Source organism: Rhodospirillaceae bacterium, assembly GCA_016722635.1.
GTDB lineage: Bacteria > Pseudomonadota > Alphaproteobacteria > JAEUKQ01 > JAEUKQ01 > JAEUKQ01.
In genome coordinates this window covers 121,852-143,779 of record JADKIX010000011.1, presented here as the reverse complement: position 1 = coordinate 143,779, position 21,928 = coordinate 121,852, and the positions used below count along the sequence as shown (strand labels likewise).

The following is a 21,928-nucleotide window of genomic DNA, read 5'->3' as shown; positions in this document are numbered from 1 at the left end:
GGCCTGTTATTTAGGCAGGGTTTTGCTGCTGTTCGGTGCCTTCCAACCTTCCGGGTTTTCTAAAAATGCCCGGACAATCTTGCTGTCTTCCCCAACCAGGCGCCCGTCTTTTTCAGCCACGGCCAAAATATCCCACCAGGTTGCTAGTTCATGCAGCTGGACATGCAAATTGGCCAGTACAGAACGGCTTTCAGGAAATATGCCGTAATGGAACACGACGAAAGTATGTTGAATGTTGGCTTCAACTGCTTTGAGGGCTTCGATGAAGTTAACCTTGCTTCTACCATCGGTTGCTAAATCCTCAACCAGCAGACAACGGTTGCCCGGCCTTATGACTCCTTCAATCTGTGATTGGCGACCGAAACCTTTCGGTTGCTTGCGGATATAAGCCATCGGTAAGGATAAAGCATCGGCAATCCAGGCGGCGTAAGGGATGCCTGCCGTTTCACCGCCCGCGATGACATCCAGGCTCTCAAGCCCTATTTTTTCTGCAATCAGCTGCACGGCCATTTCGGTAATCTTGCGCCGTGCTCTTGGGAAAGCAATGACTTTGCGGCAATCTACGTAAACTGGGCTCGCGCGTCCAGATGTTAAAATAAAAGGTTGTTGCGGGCGTAAATACACCGCCTCAATCTCCAACAATAAGCGGGCGGTTGTTTGGTTGATATCAAGGATCAAGCTACTAGGTTGCATGAAATTTCTCCGATTTTAAGCAATTGTTTACAGGGCAAAGGCTTTTTTGTCCAGATGTTATAGGAAATAAAGGCTTGATTGTCTTTACCCCAATTGTAAGGGATCCGTTAATGACCATTGTTGAAAAGAGATGGTGGGGAAGTCGGATGAGTCTTGTGGATAAAGGGCTTGCATCGATGACAAAATGACCAAAGCCTGTTTCTGTTGAACGTGGGAAAGCAGCAATTGCCATACTTGCTGCTGCAAGGGGATACTTAATCCTGCCAGGGGATCCTCCAGCAAAAGCAGTTGTGCATGGCCAATCAAACAGCAGGCGATTGCCAAAATTTGCTGTTGGCCGCCGGATAGTTGCCAAACCTGGCGTTGCCTATTGGCAGCCAAGATGGGTAATTGCGCATAAATTTCCTGAAGGGCGTCGAGATGGCTATCAATTTTGGGGAGGATCGCCAATTTCAGAGATTGTTCAACCGACAATCCGCGGAATATTTGCCTGGGGCTTGGCAAATAGCGGATACCCAGACGTGATCTTTGCCAAATGCTTTGATGGATTTGGCGATCTTGGGATAAAAGCGTATTGTTCCAAGTAATCGAGCCTTGAGAAGGGGCAATCAACCCCATGATGGCTTGGAAAAACAAAGAGACGTTGACACCAACTGCATGGATAATAGCGGGGCGGGTGCAAAAAACTGGGGCCAAGGGGGGAATGGCTGGATCTAAACGCAGATTCTGGATATCTAACTTCATGGGGATGCGCTACCAATCGGGGAGATAGCAAAAAACTGCTGGAACAGCTCATTTCGTTGCAATTCCAGTGGGCTGGGGAGTGGCGCTTGCTGCAAGCGGGACGGGCTTGGTTCACCCAACCATAGAATTTGATCGGCTAAGCCAAACAACCAGGGGATATGGTGATCGGCAATGATAATGATACAATCTTGCCGTTGCTGTTCTTTAAGATAAAGCTGCAATACCAATTGTTCTGGTTCCGCAAGATTCCCCATGGGTTCATCCAGCAATAGCAACCGCGGCTTAAAAATGGCCGTGCGTAAGATTTCAAGCAGACGGGCTTGGCTGGAATTAAGATCGGTAACAGGCATAGTTTGCCAGGGGCTAAGGCCCCATTTCTCAAGAAAGGTTAAGGCTTTTGAAAGATCACGACTGTCCCGGTTCCTGTTATACCAAGGATTCAAGACCGAGGGCCACCGCAAGCTGGTGGGCTCGGCTATCCGGTAGGCCAAAGCAATATATTCAAGTACATTGATGCCTGAGAGTCGTTGGGTGGATTGGAAATTACGGACAATCCCCGTTTTTATCCTGTGGAGCAAAGGCAAGGCGGCTAAATTTTTGCCGTTCCAGCGAATGTTGCCTTGGTATTGATGTTCTGCTCCGCTCAAAATATTAATAAGGGTGGTTTTGCCTGATCCATTGGCGCCAATAATCCCCAATATATGTCCACCCTGAAGGGTAAAAGACAAATGTTCCAGGACATGCACCCCTCCGAATCTTTTACCCACATTCTGTAAGGATAAAGAAGGAAAGCTGGTGGTTGGTTGTGGGGCTGAAGCGGCAAGGAGCAAAGGAGGGGTTTCAGGTGTAGGGATGGCAGCTTTGGCTTTCCTATCTGCCACCAATCCATTCGGCAACAGTAGAATACAAAGTACTAATAACAACCCATAAAAACCAAGATGATACTCTTCAAAATCGCGCAACCACTCATTGGCAAAAGACAAAACCAGTACCCCGATAACGCTGCCAACACTACTTTTTTTGCCGCCCAGTACCACACAAACCAAGCAAAATATCATTCCCGGCAACTGCAATAATTGGGGCGATATCACTTTCACGCTTTGGCTTTGCAAAAGGCCGCCGACAGCTGCAAGAACAGCAGCCGTTGTGAAAGCAATCACCCGTAAGGAATGATAGGGGACACCCAAATTCTCTGACCCCATCCGGTCTTTTTCCAACCATTGCCAAAGAAAACCTTTCAAGCCGCTTTTTAACCCCATTGCCACCATTAGGGCTATGCTGACCAGTAGCCATACTAAAACCAGCAAGGGCAACCCATCATCAATCGTCCACTCCAGCAAGGTCAGGGAAGGTAAGTTGTATAGGCCATTGGCGCCACCTGTCCAGGATTGCAGGTGAATAGCTAAAAGGTACAGCAATTCGCTAAAAGCCAGGGTTGCCAAGGCAAAGCTGTGGGATGAAAAAGAAGAAAATAGCAAGATCAGCAGGTAAGACAGCGGCACAACAACCAGGCTGATCAATAAAAAATGCAAGACTAAATCTGTGGAAAGATACAGGCTGATGAAAGCGGAAAGGTAGGAGCCGAGGCCGAAAAAACCAACCTGCGCTAAAGAAAGCATGCCAGCCATGCCGTAGGTAAGCTGAAAACTGATGGCCAATAGGGATTGGCAACCGGCGATTATCAGGATTAAAAAAAGATAATCTCCCCAGCCGACCATCACCGCAGAAAAAATCAAATATAAGCTGATGAGGCCGCCGCCGATCAACTGATAAAGCCTGGTGGATTTTTTGGAATTAACCTGCATTACATCCGCTGTCCTTGCTTTTCCTGCAATACTCCGCCCGGACGGCAGACCAGGAGGATAATGAGGGAAGCATAAATAACAATGGGCGTTAAAGGATAGGAAAGCCAAAAAGCTAAGATTGTTTCAAGGAAAGCCAATAAAAAAGCACCCAGCCATAATCCGTATACACGGCCCCAACCGCCGATGATCGTCAGCATATAGGCTTTTAATAGCAAATCGTTGCCTTGCTCAGGTGCCAAGAAAGAGTTTTGGCTGAGGAATATAGCGGCAATAGCGGTTAGCAACCCTGCAATTATAAAACTGGCAATAGCGGTGTGTAACGGACGGATGCCAAATATCATGGCCAGGTCTGGGTTTTGGGTAACGGCTTGGACACCCAAGCCCAAACGGCTGTAGGATAAAAAATAATAAAGCGCACCAATAATCAGGAAGGTGGTCAGGAACAGCATAATAAAATGCAGGGGCAAGATAAACCCGCCCATTGACCAAGATTGGACAAAACTATCAATATATAAACGTCTGGGGGCAGCACCAAGCCCTGTCACCAAGAGGTTCTGGATCACCATGCCGATCCCGATGCTGCTGAGGAAAATCGCCTCTGGGGGACGGTTTCTGAGGGGAAAATAAAAAACAGCGGCTAATCCTACCAAAGCTAGGGTCACAAAAACTGTAATCGATATCACGAGCAGCGGCCAAGGAAAATTTTCGGTTGATCCGAGCAAAGCAGCCACCAGGCCTGCCGCTACCAACATTTCGCCATAAGCAAAATTGATGCTGCGGGTGCTGTTTAACAAAAACACAAAAGCAATTCCTGCCAATGTATAAATACAGCCAAGGCTGAGGAAATGAAGGATCAACGTTTGGGCTATTCCCATACCATGCCCATCATGTCGAAGTTAAGAAAAATAGAATATCTTTTATTCATAACGTTGAACCACTATGGGCAACCGGCTGTTCCCATCGTAACAAATAATTAACCCCGAATGGGCCATATTTCCTTGATTGTCTGCCACATAGCGCATGCCGACCCCTTGAAAAGGGGTGGTCGTTAAAAAATGTTGAATTTGCCGCCTTACCCTCACAATGGATTGGCTTGGATCGCCCAGATGGGTTTCAGAAGCCGTTGCGGCCAATGCCTGCATCAGCATTTGGAGAGCGTCATATTGAGCCAAGGCGAAAGCATCGGGTTGGCGGTTAAAACGTTTTTGGTAGGCAGTAACAAAGGCTTGCACGTCAGGGCGCTGATCTGCAAGCGGCGCCGTACCGGTTTCTGCGCAAACATTGGCCAATTCTTTGGGTGATAGAAGCGCTGCCGTGCTTGGCTGGTGCATTGCTGATCCTGCAATGATTGGCAGTCCAATGCCCATTTGTCTTGCTTGTTGGATCAGCAAAGCATTAGAGGCTGCATGTAACTGCACAATAAAACTGTCGGGATGCTTTTCCATCAAGCGCAACAAAATGGGGGTTAAATCCCGTGTGTTGGGGTCGATTGCCACGGCTTCCAAAACCGCAATATTTTTTGCTTGAAAATATTGTTGTAAATACCCAAGCCCGCTTTGACCGTAAGCAGTGGTTTGATAAAGGATGACCGGTTCCGTTAATTTTCTTTCTTCAACCGCATATCTTACTTGGATGTTTTTGACCAAGCTATCGCCCGGAAAAAACCGGAAGACCCAAGGGTTCCCTTGTTGGGTAAGGAGGCAGTGCCTGAAATAGTCAACAGGGGGATGGCCGCGTCGCGGGCAAGGGGCAAGATCGCCAACATCTGCGTACCCAAAATTGGCCCACTGATTGCTACCAAATTTTTATGGCGAAGCAAGCGGTTGAAAGCCAGGGTTGCCCCTTCGGGGTTGGATCCGGTATCAAAAACTTCATAATCAAGGGCGATGCCTGCCTGCTTAAGGGCTGCTGGCGGGTTTTCGAGAGCCAATAACGCGCCGTTGCGTTGGCTTTCCCCCTCTAACGCCAAAAAACCGGTTAAGGGCACCAAAATACCAACCCGGTATGTTTGCGCTTGCTGGGCCTGGGCTGCAGGTAAAACAAAAATAAAGGCCAGGAGAAAAAAGACCAGAAAGAAAAAGACCAGGGAAAGCCCAAATTCTTTTCTTGGTTTTTGCGGGTAGGCAAGGTGTGGAAACGATATTGGCATGATCCATATTCCTTTATGTAACAAGTATAAAATTGCCTATAATCTGGATATCAGTTTAAAATTGCTGCGGTGAAATTGACTAATCCTTTATCACTTACTGTACGTAATACGGGAAAAAAATATTTCCCTAAACAATTTTAATGACGGCTAATTTATTTGATTTTTTGTATTTCGCTAAAAAAACATCACTTAAAAAACACTAGTTTATTATTTCAATTAATTATATTAATATCACGTAGAATAATAGTGCCAATAGCTTCAAGAATAAATAGGATCGCAATTGTTACCCAAATATAAATTTGTAACAATTATTCCAACAATTAGCAGGTTATAAGATTTATGCCTATAGACGCCCTGTTACACAAAACATATCAGGATACGGAAGGATCTGGTTTGCGCTCTGCCAATTCGCCAAATCCCCCGTCGGCAGGGTCTTCACCTATTCACATGCTACCAGAAAACAGGCCTGTGCGTATCTTATCGATTGACGGGGGGGGGATTCGCGGCATTATCCCTGCTTTGATTTTGTCTGAAATTGAACAACGCACCGGCAAACCAATTTCTGACCTTTTCGATTTGGTTGCTGGAACTTCAACGGGTGCTATTTTAGCAACCGCCCTAAGCCTGCCGTCTGGGGATATCTCTGGGAAAAAGAACAAGTATACCGCGCGCGATATCGTCCAACTTTATGAGGCTGACGGCAGAAGGGTTTTTTCAAGGACCCTTTGGAAAAAAATCCGTGCCGTTGGGAATTTGGCTGAGGGTAAATATTCAGCCGTTGGCTTGGAAAGCGTGTTAGAAGATTATTTTGGAGACTCAAAATTAAGCGAATCTTTAACGGATTTGATGATCGCTTCTTATGAAATAGAGCGACGCTTGCCGCTTTTTTTCAAAAGTAGCGCGGCGCGGCAAAATCCCCAATATGATTTCGCGGTCAAACACATTATCCGTGCAGCGACTGCGGCTCCCACCTATTTTGAGCCAGCCTTATTGCAGGTAGATGGGCCAAGCGATTATTATGCCTTGATTGATGGCGGGGTTTTTGCCAATAATCCAGCCATGTGCGCCTATATTGAAGCAAAACAGCGATATCCTAATAATAATAATTTCTTGTTGGTTTCTTTAGGCACCGGGGAGCTTACTAGGCGATTGCCCTATGATAAAGCCAAAGATTGGGGCGCTGCTCATTGGGGCCAGCAGGTTTTTACCTTGATGTGTGATGGCACCAGCGATATGGTTGATCATCAGTTAAGTATCTTGTTGCACACTCCAGCCCACGGAAGGCGGCAATATTACCGTTTCCAGGCCAGATTGGATAATAATGAAGAATTAGATGATGCCAGTGCCGAAAATATCCGCGAATTAAAGTTATTAGGGGAGCATATGATCCAAACCAACCGCTCTGCCTTGCGTCATTTATGCCAGCAATTACTTGACTGTGCCCAGCCTACCGTTGAGGTTGCGACTGTTTCTTCATCTTAACCGGTCGCCGATTTTATCATCAAAAATCAAGGCACTTATTACTAACCTTGGCAGGTGCTAGGTTCCTTAAAGTCAATCGCTTGGCCGTTCGAGCAAATACTTACCTATCAAGATTGAAAAGCGCTAGGGTGCCATTGGGCTGTTTTGTGCTGTCGTTGTTGTAACCACCATTAGATAGTCTCAAGATATCTAAAGGTGCCATCGCCTTTGGCGACTAGCTGTTGTTCCTGATCAAATATATGGGCACAGGCAAAGAAAATTCTTTTGCCACCACCCAATTGCTGGCCAATGACGCTGAGCGTACCGGTTGAAGGTGCTTGGCGGATGAACTGGCTGGTCAATGCAATCGTCAAGGCTCGCCGGTTCTTGTTTGGCAGACCTTCTGCTTGAAAAATGCCCGATAACCCAGCACCTATATCCAGCAACGAACATAAAATGCCGCCATGGGGAATATCCAAAGCATTCAAATGGTTCGGGCGCAAAGGCAGCAAAATTTTAATAAAACCTAAGCGCCATTCTTCAATTTTATACCCTAGCCAATCATTATAATTAGCGGCCATCGTAAACCGTCCCTGACATTTAAAAAATACAAGATAACATGTTATGCATCATTGCGCATAAGACCCCAAAGACCGATAGCCCCAAAAATACCCAAAGGGCTGATGGCGGCTATTAAGGGCGATAAAATGCCGGATTGCCCAAAAGTCAACATAATTCCGTCAATGACAAAATAAGAAAATCCTAATCCAACCCCAATGATCAAATTCTGAGCGATATTCGTTTTCCGGGGTAATAGTTGGGCGGCGGTGGAAGCCAATAAGATCATGATCAAACACATAAATGGACTGGATAAACGGCGATAAAACCAACTTTCATAATAATAAAGGGGATTAAACCCGATTGAGGTAGGCTGGCTGAAACGATAAAGTTCGGAAAGGGTCAAGTCGCTGCCGGTTTTAGAAATTTCCTTAATATTGCTTGGTTTTAAGGTGGTGGACCAGGCCATTTCTGTAAATGGATCTGCTTTGTAGCCAATATTCTGGCTGCGGATCTCTGTATTAAAAACTTGCCCGTTTTGCAATATCCACCCTTGATGCGGTTGCCATGAGGCGGTTGCAGCAGTTATTTGTTGTAAAAGCCTGCTGTCTTTGTCACGCTTAAAAATCGTAATGTCTGTTAAGTAAGTCCCCTCAGCGTACACATTTTCTATCGAAATAAAATCATTGCCTTCTTTGAGCCACAAACTTTTGACAAGGGGAACCTCAAAAATCAACTTATCGCTTGACTCAAAAGATTGTTGCTCCCAAGAAGTTAGTTCTTGCGCGGTATAGGGTACTAATTTATCTGCGCCTAAGAAAAATAAAACCATCATCAAAATGCCTGCAGGCATTAAAGATAGAAAAAATTGGTGGAAAGCAATCCCACATGCTTTGGCAGCCATAATTTCGCGGTTCTGCGATAAACGTGATAAAAACAACAAACTGGCAAGCAAGATAGAAAAAGGCATCATCAGCATTCCGATATTGGGAATGGTGAGCAGGATATATTTTCCCAAAGCTGATATATGATGTTGATGCTGGCTTAAAACCCTGTCAGCATTATTGGAAATATCCAATAACAAAAATAAGCTAGTCAGAAAAATTAAAGCTACAGCAATATATGTAAGGTGCAGTTTAAATAGATACCAACGCAGCGTTTTCATCCCGTATCCTTTATCAATGAGCCAAGAAACGTTTTATGAAAGGTGTGCGATCAACCAAAACACTGATAATACTAAATCCCGGGCGGTAGGCGCTTAAATAAAAAATCCACATCCCCAGCGATCCAAAAATTAAAAACGGCAGCCACAACCCCAAGATGGGCGATAGCCCCGATGTGCCAACCAGGTTATACCCTAATTCAATCAATTGGTTATAAAGTACGATCACAACCAACCCTAATATAACCCCGATTCCGGGTTTTCGGCGATGTGATGTCATCCCGAAGGACAGGGCCCAAAAAGGCAATATTAAAATGCTGAGGTTGCGGATAATCTGCCCATGAATTTCAGCAATTATTTTGTTCTTTGATAAGGGTGCAGGTGGGGATGGCAATAAATCAATTAACTCAATAAGGGTTAGCTCACGCTCCCCGCCTTTACTACCCCGATCACGGAATTCTTCCCCAACTGCTGAGAAATTAAGCGGTAACCGGAAAGTGGAAAAAGATGATAAATCCATTTGTCCCTGGCTGCCTGTAGTCAAACGCAGGCCGTTTTCCAACCGGATGATCAGTTGATCTCCAGATGCCGTACGAAGCACTTGGGCTTTCTCAGCTGTAATAGTAGTTTTGTTTTGATGGGGGGGGGTCTCGCGGATGAAAATCCCTACAATTTCCTGCCCATCCCCCTGTTCATCATGAAAAATACGCGTGTTATCGATCGTAATGACGGTGTTTGGTAACCCGAAGAAAAAGCTACCTCGTTCTAGGGCGGCATTCCAAGCGCTTTGATTAATCAGATAAACGAGCGACCGGTAGCCGTAGCGTGTATGAGGTTGCAAATAACCTGTCACGATAAAAGTGATGATTGTTAGAATGACTGCAATGCCCATGAGAGGTTTTAGCAATTGCGATAATCCAACCCCTAATGATTGGATTGCGTCCCATTCCCCATAATGGGTTAATTTCATGCTGACAAACATTAAGCTTATAAAAAAAGCGGCAGGAATGGCGATGCCTAAATAATGTGGGATTAAATTGCCAAGCATCTGGGCAACCACATAAAAAGGCCCAGCTTTGCTAATGACCATGTCCATCAACCGCAACAGTCTTTCTAATAGTAAGGCAATTAAGGCAATACTAATCGAACCAGTCAGCGGCCAAAACAGATCACGTAAAATCTGTTTATTCAAGATTAGGGAAGAACGAACGGGCCTTTTTTGAAAGTCAGTGGCAAGCGAGACAGATTGATCCGACATTATCAACACCAAGAGTTCTGAAATTTAAAAATTAATTCTTGTTCTATTTCAGTCGTCAGGACCAAAGATAAGGAAAGGTCGGGCGGCCTTGGCCAGGAAGTGTCTAAAAAACTTTGGCCAAGCCATTGGAGGGGTTTTTGATATCTCGGGATGACATGCCAATGGACGTGGGGATCAACCATCATCAACATCAGATAATTCAATTTATCATAATTCCATAGTTTTTTTAAAGTGGTCTCTATAGCCTTGATAACGGTTGATAATTCGCTAAAAGCATCATGGGGCATTTCTGATAACTGGGTCTGGTCACTGCGGGCAGCGATGACCAAGCTGCCAAGGGTTATTTGGGGCCGCCTTAATAAAACCAGCCAATAATGATAAGCTATAATGGTTGTATCCGGGTAACCGAACTTAAGCAAAGTTGCATTCATATATACTGTTTTTATCCATTATAGTGTTTGTAAAGGTTACCCATTCATGGGGTGTCAGTGTGATACCGGGACGACAATATCAAAATTGCCTTCCTTTATAAAGGGGGATAATAAGTTCTGGGATAAGCCGCGGACATGCACATGGATATTCCAACCCTCGGGCGACTTTGAAATTTCGTATAGATGATACCGTGCATAACCTTTGGGGTTTTTAAGGCTGGCGGAGGCAGAGGGCACGCCAATGACAGGCACGTCACCAGCAGGGCCATCGACCGTCCGCAACGAAGAAACATGCATATGGCCATGCAAGATCAATTCAGCCCCATGCCTACGGACTATTTCAAGAAAGGGCTGAATATCTTTTAATTGTTTGCGTTTATGGCGGTCACTGGAAAAGGGGGGATGGTGCATTAAAATAATCCGGCAATAATCTTGCCCTGATAAACCTGATAAAATCTGCTCAAGCTTTTCCAATTGACAGCCGCCGATCAGGCCTGCAGCACTGAAAGGTGGCATGGGGCAAGCGGTCGATATGCCGATGATCGTCAAAGGCCCCCGTTGGCGCACATAAGGGAAAGTCACCGCTTGATCGGTTGCATGATTGTGGCCTATGTCACCCTGCATATAGCTTCTCCAGCAATTGAACGATTGATCAGGGGGGACGTGCGTGTAAAAATCATGATTGCCCGGTATAACACTTAAATGTTCGGGATCTTGCAATTGTTCTAACCAGCTGGCAGCATTTTCATATTCTTTTGGCAAGGAAATATTGACGATATCACCTGTGATCACCACATGATCCGGCCGTTGTTGGTGCAGGTCGGTTTTCAAGCTTTCCAGGACAGTGTTTAAATGGATATGCCGACGGTTGAATTGCCAGGATAGGAAGCCGATTAACCTTTTATTCAATAAAGAAAAAGGGTTTGAGAGATGAAGAGGCAAATGAAGGTCGGATAAATGAGCCAAGCGATACATATCTGAATCATCTAATAATTACGCCTTTAACGCAAGATATTATTTGATTATAAACGCCTGGCTTATCATTAGCTCCGGATAGGGTAATGTTAACGTTAGTTATGTCTTGGGCATGTCATTTTTCGGATGAACACGCTAGCTTGAAAACACACCAGGGTGAGCTCGTTTCGATTTTATCTTATGATGTAAAGAAAGGATATTTTTGAGACAAAATAAGTTTTCATGGCGATCAGGTGGAGTTAGCAATGATCAGAAAAGGGTTTACAAAAGTGTTTATTCACGTACCAGGTCTCCGGTAAGCGCTCAGATTCAGATTACACCGAGACCAATTTCATGAGTATCTTGAGGAAGATAAGCTTTGTCCTGGATCTTAATCCAGATGTGTTACCTAAAAAATTGATTGAATAATCATAAATTTCCGGTATGTTTGGCGAAATGCTTGTTATCAAGTTTTTGATTTTTTTCTGTGATTTATGGGAAGATTTTTATTGATGGATGATCTATCTGCGTCAACGATTTCTGCATGTGTTTTTCATAGTTCTTCGCTTAAGGTTTGGGGATTGACCCCTAAAGATCGTTGGCAACGCTTAATGAAACCAGTTGGCAAGGCCGAAATGCGTATGGTTGGAGATAAAAGCCAGTTGGTAGAATATTTTGGCGGGTTGTCAACAGTGCCGGGTGAGGTGCTTTTGATGAACGGACAATATATTATTGACCAGGTCACTTTTGACGCGTTGGTAGGTAAGCCCAATACAGTTTTGATAGCGCAAGAGGAAATGGGTTTTGTCATAGTCGCCGCTTACCTCAAAAGCTGCAGTCTTGAAGAATTACAAGCGTTGCTATTAAAAAGAGATATTCACCTAGGCCAGCATGGTGAAATGCGCTTTTGTCAAGCCGTTGAGATGGCACAACAATATCATCGGAAATTGCGGAAAAAATACGTTCCCTATGTTTTAAAAGTTGGTGTGGTACCAAAGCATGAAATTGAAAAGATCATGTTTGATGGTTCTTATAAAGGGATAACTGATATTGTTACCAAGTATATTTGGCCGCCCATTGCTTTACCATTAACCCGATTATCAGCTTTTTTAAGATTAACCCCAAATAGTATCACCAGTATTGGTTTTTTACTTATGCTGCTGGCCACATGGCTGTTTTATAAGGGGTTATTTGCTGAAGGACTGATTGCTGGATGGATCATGACTCTATTGGATACGGTTGACGGGAAGCTGGCGCGCGTCACCTTAACTTCTTCGCGGCTAGGCGACATTTTTGATCATGGCATTGATTTAATCCATCCTCCTTTCTGGTGGTGGGCTTGGTGGTACGGGGTACTTAACGTTTATCAATTAAATTTCCCCTGGGTTGGAGCCGACCTGCTGCTATTCTGCATTTTGGGTGGTTACTTGGTGCAACGCCTAATTGAGGGGTACTTTGTCCGGGTTTTTGGGATGCATATTCATGTTTGGCAACGGGCTGATTCTTTTTTCCGTTTGATAACGGCACGCCGCAACCCCAATCTTCTGATTTTAACGGCTTTCATGATATTCGACCGGCCTGAATGGGGCTTAGTCTGGGTTGGTATATGGACTGTATTTTCTTTGCTGTTCCATTTGGTGCGGCTGGTACAGGCGCAGTTAGCAAAAAACAAAAAGAATCCTTTGTCATCATGGCTAACCGAGTGAGTCCGGAGGTTGCGGTTATCAGTAACCCGCATAGCTGGCGCAACCGGTCATCCAACCATTTGGCGGAATTGTGCCATATTTTGCGTTTTTATCCGGGTGTTACCCACTATATCCCACCCCATCTTCGCGAATTAAAAGATATCATTAATCAGATCATCCAAGACAAGCCTGATCTAATTATTTTAAATGGTGGTGATGGCACAATCCACCATATCTTGAGCCTTTTATACCAGAAAACCGGCTTTTCTAAGCTGCCTTTATTGGCCTTAATGACTGGGGGCACGACGAATCTCATTGCCGGTGAATTAGGTCTCAAAATATCTGTGACCCAATTGCTTGAAAAAATCTATCAACAGGGGTTAACAAAACTCAATGTCCTAGCAAAGCCTGCTATGGTTTTAACCCATGCCGCCATTGCTGTTCCTAAAATAGGGTTCTTTTTTGGTACGGCTACCTTTACAAGTGCCACCATCAGCAGCCGCCAACATATGCGTACCAAAACCATAAAATCAACGCTATCTGTCCTTTTACCCCTGGTGCGAAGTGTATGGCAGGCGGTCAAAATGACTATCGGGTGGGGTTCAACCATTGATCAGGAACAACCTTTGTATCAAGGATATCCAGCAAAAATTACCCTTGAAGATCAGTTGCCTATCCTATCAAACCAGACCCTTTTTCTGGCAACCACTTTAAGCCGGATGAGTTTTGGCTTGAAAGTTTTTTGGGGGAAGGGGGAAGGGGCTATCCGTTATTTATCGGTGCCCTTTCCGGCCTTTCGTTGGCTTTTTGCTATATGGCCAATTTTGCGTGGACGGCCAACAGCATGGATGATTAAGCATGATTATCAGAGTGGTAGAACCGGCAAAATAGTCGTGGGGATTAATTGCCCTAGTTTTTTTGATGGCGAAGAGATACCTGTTTCAGATGTTCATCCAATTGAACTGGTAACTTCACCCATGATCCCGTTTGTTGTTTCATAAATCCATGAAAGATCCTACCCAAAAAACCGAATTATATTCCTTGATCCAGCAAGAGATGGAAAAGCCATCTCATCCGGCGGTTGGAGTTTTTAGGGACTATTTAAAAGAATATTATCCGAGCGTCCTGGGGATTTTATTTTACGGATCCTGCCTTTGGAATATCGACCAGCAAAGCCAAAATTTAGGCGACAATTTATTCGACTTTTACGTCTTGGTACCAGGCTATACAGGGATGTACCAAAATAAAGTTCAGGCTTTTGCTAACTGGTTGTTACCGCCCAATGTATATTATATCGAGTTAAAGTGGGAGGGGCAATTAATAAGGGCTAAATACGCCGTCATCAGCCTAGAACAATTTCGTCGGGGCAATGCTGGCTATAGCCTGCAATCCGCTTTATGGGCACGTTTTTGCCAGCCTGTACGCTTGGTTTTTGCTGTTGATGAAACTGTCAGGCAAAAGATTATCGCGATTTTATCGCAAGCGGTTATCGCGATGATTGGTCATAGCTTGCCGCTGGTGCCGCAAGTCTTTTCCCCTGCACTTCTTTGGGTTTCGGGGTTCCAGCAAACTTATAAAGCGGAAATCCGCGTTGAAAAGAATAATCGTACTACGCAGTTATATCAACGATCACAAGAATATTATGACTTGTTAACCACGGCCGCCTTTAAAGGCTTCCCCACTATTATCGCCCATAACAGGGAAGAAAATTATTTTGTGAAAGCTGGATCTTCGACAAGCCAGCAATATCTGAAACGTTCTGTGAATAAATTGGGTTGGTTCAGCCGGCGTTTGGTGGGGAAAGCGCTAAATGTTCTGCGCCTGATTAAGGCTTTGTTTACATTTCAAGGGGCACTTCCTTATGCGTTATGGAAAATAAAAAGGCATAGCGGTATTGATATCCCAGTGTCCGCTTGGAACATACGTCATCCTCTTTTATCACTGCCGGTGTTACTAACCCGTTTTTATGGTAGGCACCGCAAACAAAAAAAAATGGAGAAAGAATGAACTTTATTCTGGCCGCAATGATGTTCGTGGCATCCAAAAAAGCTTCTGTTTTTGGGGTAAATAAGGCTTTGTAATAAATTGTCATAAATTGTGATTTTTATTCATTAGTCTATTGGCATAAGATGAAGGACGTAAAATATTATAATGCCAACGTAATAATTAATTTAGAAACGATGTAGAGTAAGAAATTGTCCCGTCCGGCACTGCTTATAGATCAGATATTGCCACAAATTGTCGATATTTTGGCGTGTTATGACAAATCATCAATAGCTCAAAGCATCACACTTGAAACTGATTTATCAGCTGATTTGAACCTCGATTCTTTAGGGGTTATGGATTTGATGATGGATTTAGAAGAGAAATTTGACATTACCATACCGCTTAACCTGATGCCGGAGATTAAAACGGTGGATGATTTGGCGAATGTTATAATTAAACTGGCCGCAGAAGGCTAAGGGGTTGAACATGGGGTTATTTGACAGGTTCCAAAATATACAGCAGCAATTCCAGCGGTTGAAGGCTTCGGGCGATAGTCCATTCACCGTAAAAATGCAACAAATATTGTCACAAACGGAAGCGATAATTGAAGGTCGGCATACGATTTTGATGGGAACCAACAATTATTTGGGGTTGACCTTTGATAAGCGTTGCCAAGAGGCATCCATTAAAGCGGTACGGGAATCAGGGACGGGTACTACCGGTTCCAGGATTGCCAACGGCAGCTATGCTGACCATCAGGGCTTGGAAGATGATTTGGCCAAGTTTTACGATAAAAAACATTGCATGGTTTTTTCAACCGGATACCAGGCTAATTTAGGCATTATTTCAACCCTGGCAGGCCCGGATGATTTCTTGTTGCTTGATGCTGATTCACATGCCAGCATTTACGATGGAGCAAAACTGGGGAGTGCTACGGTCATTCGTTTCCGCCATAATGATGCGAAAGATCTGAACCGCCGGTTGCTTTCCCTGCAGGACAAACCTGGCAATAAGATTATTGTTATTGAGGGTATTTATAGCATGCTCGGGGATAAGGCCCCGTTGGCTGATTTTGTGGCAGTGAAGAAAAAATATGCTAATACCTACATTATAGTGGATGAAGCCCATTCCATGGGTGTGCTGGGCAAAACTGGTCGTGGCCTATGCCAAGAGGATGGGGTTGAGGCCGATATTGATTTTGTGGTTGGGACATTTAGTAAAAGTTTGGGAGCCGTTGGGGGGTTTTGCGTATCCGACCATCCCCAATTTGAATATTTGCGCTTGGCATGCCGTCCTTATATGTTTACTGCGTCCTTGCCGCCAGCAACGATGGCTTCTGTACGGGCGGCACTAAAAATTGTAGAACAAGAGCCTGCGCTAAGGCTTCGTCTGTGGCAGAATGTTGAATTTTTCTATCATCATCTGCAGCAATTGGGGTTCCGTTTAGGTACCACCAAAAGTCCGGTTGTTCCAATCTATATGCCTGATCCGGAAACGGGGTTCCGTTTCTGGCAAATGTTGTTGCGCAGTGGCGTTTATGCAAATATGGCTTTACCACCGGCAACCCCTATGGGAACGGCTTTACTGCGTTTTAGCATTTGCAGCGCTCACCAGCAGGATCAGTTGCAAAAAGTCGTGGAAATTGTCAAGCAGGTCGCAGATAAAATCAGTTATTTTACGGGTCAGCCTCTTGCTAGAATGGCGGTAGCTTGATCGAACCCCTCTGCGCTTATTGAGGTAGATTTTTATAGCCAGCCCATCTGCCGGTAGGCTGTGATTGTACGGGTTAATCCCTCAGAAAGAGGGATGTGGGGTTGCCACCCTTTCGGCCAACTTGTTTCCGGAAAATGGCAAACCCAATCGGGATGCAGAATTTCACGGATTTTTCCATGCCCTAAGATATTGATTGATGTCAGGTTTAATCCCTTGCATCATGGCTGCAAGGACAGCGTAACTTTTCAGCAACCAGGCTGGGATTCGTAAAACAGACAGATGTTTTTTGATGCAAAATTCGGGCTATTTCACGGATCATGTCAATCCACAAATATCCCCCTTTTTTGCCGTCATCTGGCTCAAAGCTTTTGTGGACTGCTTCGGGATCATTCGCAATATGGGCAATAAAACGAGCCAGGTCATGCACATGAATGAGGGAAAACCTAGATTTTGTGCTGCCTAAGATTAGCCCAAAACCTTTGTTTACTAACTTGATTAGGGGTAAAATTTCTTGGTCAAATTCGCCATATACGGCCGGTGGCCGGATAATGGTTGTTTGAAGCCCGGTTATTTTTTTCAAATCTTCCTCAGCATAAAATTTACTAAGACCGTAAACAGATAATTTTTCCCGTGCCGCTAGGGAAGAAATAAAGATAAAGCGACCTTCCAGACATTCATGCTGGACGATTTCTGCAAAAGCCTTGGTCTGCTGGTGGTTGACCCGAAAAAAATCCTCAGCTTTAGCTGCCTTGACTAAACCTGCGGCATGGATGACCAGTGAACAGCCTTTAACCAATTGGTGGAGGGAGCGTTGGTTTCCCATATCCCCAATCACCACTTCAAACCGGCTATTGGCCAGTAAGGGATGAAGGGGTAAGCGTCGGCTAAGAATCCTGATTCGCCAACCCTGCTCATGTAGTAAACGGACTAAATGACTGCCGATAAAACCGGTGCCGCCGGTCACGGCTACTAAACGGCCGGTCACGAAGATCGACTAGTCGGTTGATAATGGCCTGCTAAATAATTGGCTTTAGCCTTTGACCGGCTTAGTTTCCCTGATGATGTGTGCGGCAGGCTGCGGGGCGGGACCAATACTACCAGGCCATCAGCCGCGCAGGTGCGGCGGAGAACCGCTGTGGCCTCATGGACCAATTGCTGCATCAGAAGTGGGTCTTGCAGACGGCATTCCACCAAAACAACAATTTTTTCTTCGTTATTTTCCATTTGAATGGCAAAGGCTGCGGTATCGCCTTTTTTAATATCCGGTAACGTTTCAAGAGCCCATTCAATATCTTTGGGCCAAATATTGCGCCCATGGATAATAATGAGATCCTTGCTGCGTCCCGTGATGACAATTTCATCACCAAGTCTATATCCCAAATCACCTGTATCCAGCCAACCGTCGGCCGATAGAACAGCTTTGGTTTCCAAAGGTTTTTGAAAATAACTGTGCATGACGCTTGGGCCTTTGGCGAATATTTTGCCTAATTGGCGGTCTTTTAACCGTTCGCCTTGTTCATTGCGGATATGAATTTCATGAAGGGGTAAGGCCCGCCCACAAATAATAAAAGCCCTTTTGTTGGGATGTGATTGAGGAACCGCTTTGGCCACCGAATGATCTGCCAAGGCCAAACGATCCACATAATCTGTTTTAGCGCCTTGCCCCAAGGGGCTGAAAGATAAGGCTAAGGTAGTTTCTGCCATGCCGTAACTAGGGACAAAAGATGTTTTTTGAAAACCATAGGGGGCAAAAAAACTGCCAAATTCTTCCAAAACAGCCGGTTGCACCATATCCCCCCCTATGCCAGCTGCTTTCCAGGAACGCAGGTCTAAACCAGTTAAATTGGCAGTCATCGCCCGGCGTAAACATAAATCATAGCCAAAGCTTGGGCTGTAAGAGATTGTTGCCTGGTTACGCGCCATTAATTCAGGCCATAATAAAGGGCGTTTGGCAAAATCGCGGGTGGCAATAAAATCGGCTGATAATTGATTGGCCAACGAACTTAAAAGCATACCAACTAACCCCATATCATGATATAAAGGTAGCCAGGAGCAGGAGCGGTCATCCGCTTTTACTTGCAGCCCATGAGCGCTGATGGCAAACATATTTGCCATAACGTTTGATTGGCGTAAATCAACGCCGCAAGGAAAACGCGTGCTGCCGGAAGAATATTGGAGATAACAAGGATCATCTTTTCCCAACCACGGGCGAATATTTTCTTGATTGTTGGGCAAAGAGATAAAGTCTTGATAAGCACCGACCATTTTGACATCTAAATCTTGGGTGGCTAGTTTTAGAAATTCGATGAGTTCTTGAGGGCTTGCTGCCCCATAAGCTCCGCAATCCTGTATCTGTCGGCGTAGGCCAGCAATATAACTGTCTTTACCGCCTAACCCTACGGGTAAATTAACTGGCACGGCAATTAAAGAGGCGTATTGGCATGCGAAGAATAAAATGGTAAAATCGGGTACAGTATCGGCGATTATAAGAATCCGAGAGCCAATCGGGATTTTTTTGGCAACCATTCCTTTTGCAGTTTTTACCGCTGCCGCTTGTAAGGCTTGATAGGGAAGGGTTGAATATAATTCCCCCCGGCCATTATAAAAATTGAACCCAGTGATTCCTTGAGCCGCATAATCAAGGGCTTGGCAAAGGCTTGAAAAATCAGCAATGCGATGGGGCAAAGAACTCTTGGTAGGCGTGGGGTTCATTTAGATATTTTTCTGCTCAAAAGTTTGGCGGATACGTTCCAAGGATCATCCTTCCCTGAACCCACCCATAATATTTTCGATTTCATTATATCAGCTGCTCTGACATATGCTAAGGGATCTAAGCAAAGCTTAACACCCAAAATCTAGGAGAAAATTATTTTATTGTCAAACAGATGTGCGCACCACAAACCTATTTTATCCGGGTGATTTTTGTGATATAAGCTTATAGGGAAATGGGATAGGAAAAATGATATGAATCCTTATAACACCAGAGGTAGGTAAGATGAAGAAGATAATCGGCCTTTTTGCATGTTGGCTGATGATGGCCGTTTCGTACCCTGCATTTGCTGGATATGATGAGGCGCAGAAGGCTTATGAGAACGGTGATTACGTCACAGCTTTTAAGGGATTTTTGCCATTGGCAGAACAGGGCGATGTGGAGGCTCAATTTAAGCTTGGTTATATGTACGATTTTGCCTTAGGGATGCCACAAGATCTGGAAAAGGGAGAATATTGGTATCAAAAAGCTGCAGAAAACGGTCATATTGTTGCCATGAATAATTTGGCTTATAGCTGGAGCCAGCGAGGGATAAAGCTTGGGGAAGCTAACAGATTGATGCGCGAGGTGTTGGCGGTTTATCCAGATGAGGCTTCTTATATCGATACGCTGGGCTGGATATATTACCAGCAACAAGATTACGAAAAAGCCTTTACTTATATCTGTGAAGCAGCCTTAAAAGAGCCAGGTGCTATTGAAGTGCGCGAGCATCTGGGAGATGTATACGCTCAGTTTGGTTTATTTGATCAAGCGATCATGGAATGGCAACAAGTGCTGGATTTAGAACAAAATCGGCAATTTTTAAGCGACGGCGCATCAAAAGATTATTTGCAGATGCAGAATCTGAAAATCTGGCAACAAGGGCTTCAAGCTAAAATTGCTAAAGCACAGGCTGGCAAACAGCAAGGAACAGCGCCTAGCAAAGAATTTTCTTGTCTGAAGCCTATTTCTTAAATTTGGCCGCCGATCTTAATCGCTGGTCTGACCGCAAAGATTCGAGGGAACAATAAAATACTGCATTCTTGAACCTAATGAAAGAGGCGTTAATGATTAGATATATCAAAAAAGATATGTTGAAAAGCGCAATTGCCATACTAGCGTTATTTGTGTACTCCTGCCTGGGCCGATTGGGACAGTTGGAGTGCGGCGTCCGAGCGCGGTGACTACGTTACTGCTTACCAAGAAGTGTTGAAAATAGCAGATCAGGGCGACACCGAAGCCCAATATATGGTTGGCTATTATTTAACCTATGGGCTTGGGGTCGCCCGTGACCCGGTGAAGGGCAGGGAATGGATTCAAGAGGCCGCTGATAACGGTAGCGCGTCTGCCATGAACAGCATGGCTTATGCATGGGCGGTAAACGATGAACGATTGGATGAGGCGTTAGCCCTTATCCAGGAAGCACTCGCACGGGATCCCAATAACCCCTATTTTTTGGATACGCTCGCTTGGGTTTTTTATAAACTTCAGCAATATGAAAAGGCCTTGGAACCTATGTGCCAATCGATGCGCGCCTTGCCTGGACACCCGGAATCCCGTACCCATTTAGCCCAAATATATTTTCAATTGGGCTTATATAAGGAAGCCAAAAATGAATGGTTGGCAGCAATTGACTTGGAAGAACGGCGTTTTTTACTGGCAAAGGGCAATCCGGCCCATTATTTGTCGGTACTGGATTTAGATCAATGGCGTGCGGAGTTACAAAAATTAATTGGAGAAGCAGATCAGAAATTACAATTGCATGAGTTGCCAACCAACCCGGCTATTAAACCCTGTTTAAACCCAATTTCTTAGATTGCAGCCAATTGATGGGAAAACCCAAATGACCAAATATCTAAAACATTTTCTTTTTCAAACGGGCATGGGTTTGTTGACGATATTGATTTGCGCCCCGGCCTGGGCCGATTGGGATCAATGGAGGCAGGCGGTTAAAAATAGGGATGAGGGTAGCGCTTACCGCGAAGTTTTGCAAATGGCTCAACAAGGAGATTCTAAAGCCAAGTACATCGTTGGTTATTATTTGAATTACGGGATCGGTGTTGTTCGTAACCCGGCAAAAGGGGAAGAATGGATCAAACAGATTACTGATGACGACAAAGCTTCGGGCATGAACAAATTAGCCTATAACTGGGCTGTAAACAGCCAGTACCTGGATGAAGCGTTGATCCTTGTCCGAGAAGCTTTGGTGATTAAGCCTGACAACCCCTATTATTTGGATACATTGGCTTGGGTTTTTTATCAACAGGAGCATTATGAAGAGGCATTAAATCCCAGCTGCCGGTCGGTGCGCGCTTTACCTCAGGATGCTGAAGTCCGTATTCATTTAGCTCAAATATATTTTCAATTGGGCCTATATGAGGAAGCGAAAAATGAAGGGTTAACAGCAATTGACTTGCTGGCGAAGAGCAATCCCTCTGATTATTTCTTTGACTTTAATCAATGGCGCGCCGAATTGCAGGAAATGATGGGACAAGCAGACAAGGAATTGCGGTTACAGACATTGCCTCTCAACCTATTGATCCAATCTTGTTTTAACCTGATTTCTTAATGCCATCTCCT

Annotated in this window: 22 protein-coding genes; 9 read left to right on the top strand and 13 right to left on the bottom strand. The window is 44.7% G+C overall.

Going from position 1 to position 21,928, the window contains the following annotated elements; translation table 11 throughout:
- Positions 1–6: 6 nt before the first annotated feature.
- The 6 genes from IPP67_08080 to IPP67_08055 all read right to left on the bottom strand — a co-directional run bounded on the left by IPP67_08080 (position 7) and on the right by IPP67_08055 (position 5,391).
- Positions 7–693, bottom strand: coding sequence for an orotate phosphoribosyltransferase (locus tag IPP67_08080; GenBank protein ID MBL0339096.1), 687 nt, complete (start codon positions 691–693; stop codon positions 7–9).
- Positions 694–777: 84 nt separating this feature from the next.
- Positions 778–1,437, bottom strand: coding sequence for an ATP-binding cassette domain-containing protein (locus tag IPP67_08075; GenBank protein ID MBL0339095.1), 660 nt, complete (start codon positions 1,435–1,437; stop codon positions 778–780).
- On the bottom strand, positions 1,434–3,242 hold the full coding sequence (locus IPP67_08070) for a branched-chain amino acid ABC transporter ATP-binding protein/permease (GenBank protein MBL0339094.1): 1,809 nt from the start codon (positions 3,240–3,242) through the stop codon (positions 1,434–1,436). The genes IPP67_08075 and IPP67_08070 overlap by 4 nt, the downstream gene beginning before the upstream one ends.
- Entirely contained in the window at positions 3,242–4,117 is an 876-nt protein-coding gene (locus IPP67_08065) for a branched-chain amino acid ABC transporter permease (GenBank protein ID MBL0339093.1), read from the bottom strand. The genes IPP67_08070 and IPP67_08065 overlap by 1 nt, the downstream gene beginning before the upstream one ends.
- Positions 4,118–4,159: 42 nt before the next feature.
- The gene (locus IPP67_08060; protein MBL0339092.1) at positions 4,160–4,888 is read right to left on the bottom strand and encodes an ABC transporter substrate-binding protein; all 729 of its coding nucleotides are present in this window, start codon (positions 4,886–4,888) and stop codon (positions 4,160–4,162) included.
- The gene (locus IPP67_08055; protein MBL0339091.1) at positions 4,867–5,391 is read right to left on the bottom strand and encodes an ABC transporter substrate-binding protein; all 525 of its coding nucleotides are present in this window, start codon (positions 5,389–5,391) and stop codon (positions 4,867–4,869) included. The genes IPP67_08060 and IPP67_08055 overlap by 22 nt, the downstream gene beginning before the upstream one ends.
- A gap of 447 nt (positions 5,392–5,838) precedes the next feature.
- Here IPP67_08055 and IPP67_08050 point away from each other — a divergent pair, with 447 nt between their 5' ends.
- Positions 5,839–6,873, top strand: a complete 1,035-nt coding sequence (locus tag IPP67_08050; protein MBL0339090.1) for a patatin-like phospholipase family protein — start codon at positions 5,839–5,841, stop codon at positions 6,871–6,873.
- A 170-nt stretch (positions 6,874–7,043) separates the two neighbouring features.
- On the opposite strand, the gene IPP67_08045 is transcribed toward IPP67_08050, so the two are convergent.
- The 5 genes from IPP67_08045 to IPP67_08025 are packed head-to-tail and all read right to left on the bottom strand — an operon-like array spanning position 7,044 to position 11,236.
- A complete protein-coding gene (locus IPP67_08045) occupies positions 7,044–7,433 on the bottom strand; it encodes a PaaI family thioesterase (GenBank protein ID MBL0339089.1) in 390 nt (129 codons plus the stop codon).
- Positions 7,434–7,474: 41 nt separating this feature from the next.
- Complete coding sequence (gene lptG, locus IPP67_08040; protein MBL0339088.1) at positions 7,475–8,575, bottom strand: LPS export ABC transporter permease LptG; 1,101 nt, start codon at positions 8,573–8,575, stop codon at positions 7,475–7,477.
- Between the two features lie 13 nt (positions 8,576–8,588).
- On the bottom strand, positions 8,589–9,830 hold the full coding sequence (locus IPP67_08035) for an LptF/LptG family permease (protein ID MBL0339087.1): 1,242 nt from the start codon (positions 9,828–9,830) through the stop codon (positions 8,589–8,591).
- Between the two features lie 2 nt (positions 9,831–9,832).
- A complete protein-coding gene (locus IPP67_08030) occupies positions 9,833–10,261 on the bottom strand; it encodes an HIT family protein (GenBank protein MBL0339086.1) in 429 nt (142 codons plus the stop codon).
- A gap of 54 nt (positions 10,262–10,315) precedes the next feature.
- Entirely contained in the window at positions 10,316–11,236 is a 921-nt protein-coding gene (locus IPP67_08025; protein MBL0339085.1) for a metallophosphoesterase, read from the bottom strand.
- A gap of 560 nt (positions 11,237–11,796) precedes the next feature.
- Between IPP67_08025 and IPP67_08020 the strand changes: the two genes are divergently transcribed.
- From IPP67_08020 to IPP67_08000, 5 genes are all read left to right on the top strand, one after another.
- Positions 11,797–12,921: a CDP-alcohol phosphatidyltransferase family protein gene (locus tag IPP67_08020; protein ID MBL0339084.1), complete on the top strand. Its 1,125-nt coding sequence runs from the start codon at positions 11,797–11,799 to the stop codon at positions 12,919–12,921.
- Positions 12,918–13,901: an acylglycerol kinase family protein gene (locus IPP67_08015; protein ID MBL0339083.1), complete on the top strand. Its 984-nt coding sequence runs from the start codon at positions 12,918–12,920 to the stop codon at positions 13,899–13,901. Before IPP67_08020 ends, IPP67_08015 begins: the two co-directional genes overlap by 4 nt.
- Entirely contained in the window at positions 13,891–14,907 is a 1,017-nt protein-coding gene (locus IPP67_08010) for a hypothetical protein (GenBank protein ID MBL0339082.1), read from the top strand. Before IPP67_08015 ends, IPP67_08010 begins: the two co-directional genes overlap by 11 nt.
- Before the next feature lie 221 nt (positions 14,908–15,128).
- On the top strand, positions 15,129–15,362 hold the full coding sequence (locus IPP67_08005) for an acyl carrier protein (protein ID MBL0339081.1): 234 nt from the start codon (positions 15,129–15,131) through the stop codon (positions 15,360–15,362).
- A 10-nt stretch (positions 15,363–15,372) separates the two neighbouring features.
- Entirely contained in the window at positions 15,373–16,599 is a 1,227-nt protein-coding gene (locus IPP67_08000; GenBank protein ID MBL0339080.1) for an aminotransferase class I/II-fold pyridoxal phosphate-dependent enzyme, read from the top strand.
- A gap of 205 nt (positions 16,600–16,804) precedes the next feature.
- Here the strand turns inward: IPP67_08000 and IPP67_07995 are convergent, their stop codons facing one another.
- Both IPP67_07995 and IPP67_07990 read right to left on the bottom strand, forming a co-directional pair.
- Complete coding sequence (locus tag IPP67_07995; GenBank protein MBL0339079.1) at positions 16,805–17,584, bottom strand: NAD-dependent epimerase/dehydratase family protein; 780 nt, start codon at positions 17,582–17,584, stop codon at positions 16,805–16,807.
- On the bottom strand, positions 17,581–19,311 hold the full coding sequence (locus IPP67_07990) for a fatty acyl-AMP ligase (GenBank protein ID MBL0339078.1): 1,731 nt from the start codon (positions 19,309–19,311) through the stop codon (positions 17,581–17,583). Before IPP67_07990 ends, IPP67_07995 begins: the two co-directional genes overlap by 4 nt.
- Before the next feature lie 283 nt (positions 19,312–19,594).
- Here IPP67_07990 and IPP67_07985 point away from each other — a divergent pair, with 283 nt between their 5' ends.
- The 3 genes from IPP67_07985 to IPP67_07975 all read left to right on the top strand — a co-directional run bounded on the left by IPP67_07985 (position 19,595) and on the right by IPP67_07975 (position 21,917).
- Positions 19,595–20,323: an SEL1-like repeat protein gene (locus tag IPP67_07985; protein ID MBL0339077.1), complete on the top strand. Its 729-nt coding sequence runs from the start codon at positions 19,595–19,597 to the stop codon at positions 20,321–20,323.
- A gap of 150 nt (positions 20,324–20,473) precedes the next feature.
- Entirely contained in the window at positions 20,474–21,163 is a 690-nt protein-coding gene (locus IPP67_07980) for an SEL1-like repeat protein (GenBank protein MBL0339076.1), read from the top strand.
- Positions 21,164–21,191: 28 nt separating this feature from the next.
- The gene (locus tag IPP67_07975) at positions 21,192–21,917 is read left to right on the top strand and encodes a hypothetical protein (protein ID MBL0339075.1); all 726 of its coding nucleotides are present in this window, start codon (positions 21,192–21,194) and stop codon (positions 21,915–21,917) included.
- Positions 21,918–21,928 lie beyond the last annotated feature (11 nt).

Bases quoted from the DNA above. Each gene is read 5' to 3' on its own strand.
- IPP67_07985 (MBL0339077.1), top strand. From the start codon at position 19,595: ATGAAGAAGATAATCGGCCTTTTTGCATGTTGGCTGATGATGGCCGTT.
- IPP67_08035 (MBL0339087.1), bottom strand. From the start codon at position 9,830: ATGTCGGATCAATCTGTCTCGCTTGCCACTGACTTTCAAAAAAGGCCC.
- IPP67_07975 (MBL0339075.1), top strand. From the start codon at position 21,192: ATGACCAAATATCTAAAACATTTTCTTTTTCAAACGGGCATGGGTTTG.
- IPP67_08055 (MBL0339091.1), bottom strand. From the start codon at position 5,391: ATGCCAATATCGTTTCCACACCTTGCCTACCCGCAAAAACCAAGAAAA.
- IPP67_08030 (MBL0339086.1), bottom strand. From the start codon at position 10,261: ATGAATGCAACTTTGCTTAAGTTCGGTTACCCGGATACAACCATTATA.
- IPP67_08000 (MBL0339080.1), top strand. From the start codon at position 15,373: ATGGGGTTATTTGACAGGTTCCAAAATATACAGCAGCAATTCCAGCGG.
- IPP67_08075 (MBL0339095.1), bottom strand. From the start codon at position 1,437: ATGAAGTTAGATATCCAGAATCTGCGTTTAGATCCAGCCATTCCCCCC.
- IPP67_07990 (MBL0339078.1), bottom strand. From the start codon at position 19,311: ATGAACCCCACGCCTACCAAGAGTTCTTTGCCCCATCGCATTGCTGAT.
- lptG (MBL0339088.1), bottom strand. From the start codon at position 8,575: ATGAAAACGCTGCGTTGGTATCTATTTAAACTGCACCTTACATATATT.
- IPP67_08050 (MBL0339090.1), top strand. From the start codon at position 5,839: ATGCTACCAGAAAACAGGCCTGTGCGTATCTTATCGATTGACGGGGGG.
- IPP67_08025 (MBL0339085.1), bottom strand. From the start codon at position 11,236: ATGTATCGCTTGGCTCATTTATCCGACCTTCATTTGCCTCTTCATCTC.
- IPP67_08070 (MBL0339094.1), bottom strand. From the start codon at position 3,242: ATGCAGGTTAATTCCAAAAAATCCACCAGGCTTTATCAGTTGATCGGC.
- IPP67_08045 (MBL0339089.1), bottom strand. From the start codon at position 7,433: ATGGCCGCTAATTATAATGATTGGCTAGGGTATAAAATTGAAGAATGG.
- IPP67_08080 (MBL0339096.1), bottom strand. From the start codon at position 693: ATGCAACCTAGTAGCTTGATCCTTGATATCAACCAAACAACCGCCCGC.
- IPP67_08065 (MBL0339093.1), bottom strand. From the start codon at position 4,117: ATGGGAATAGCCCAAACGTTGATCCTTCATTTCCTCAGCCTTGGCTGT.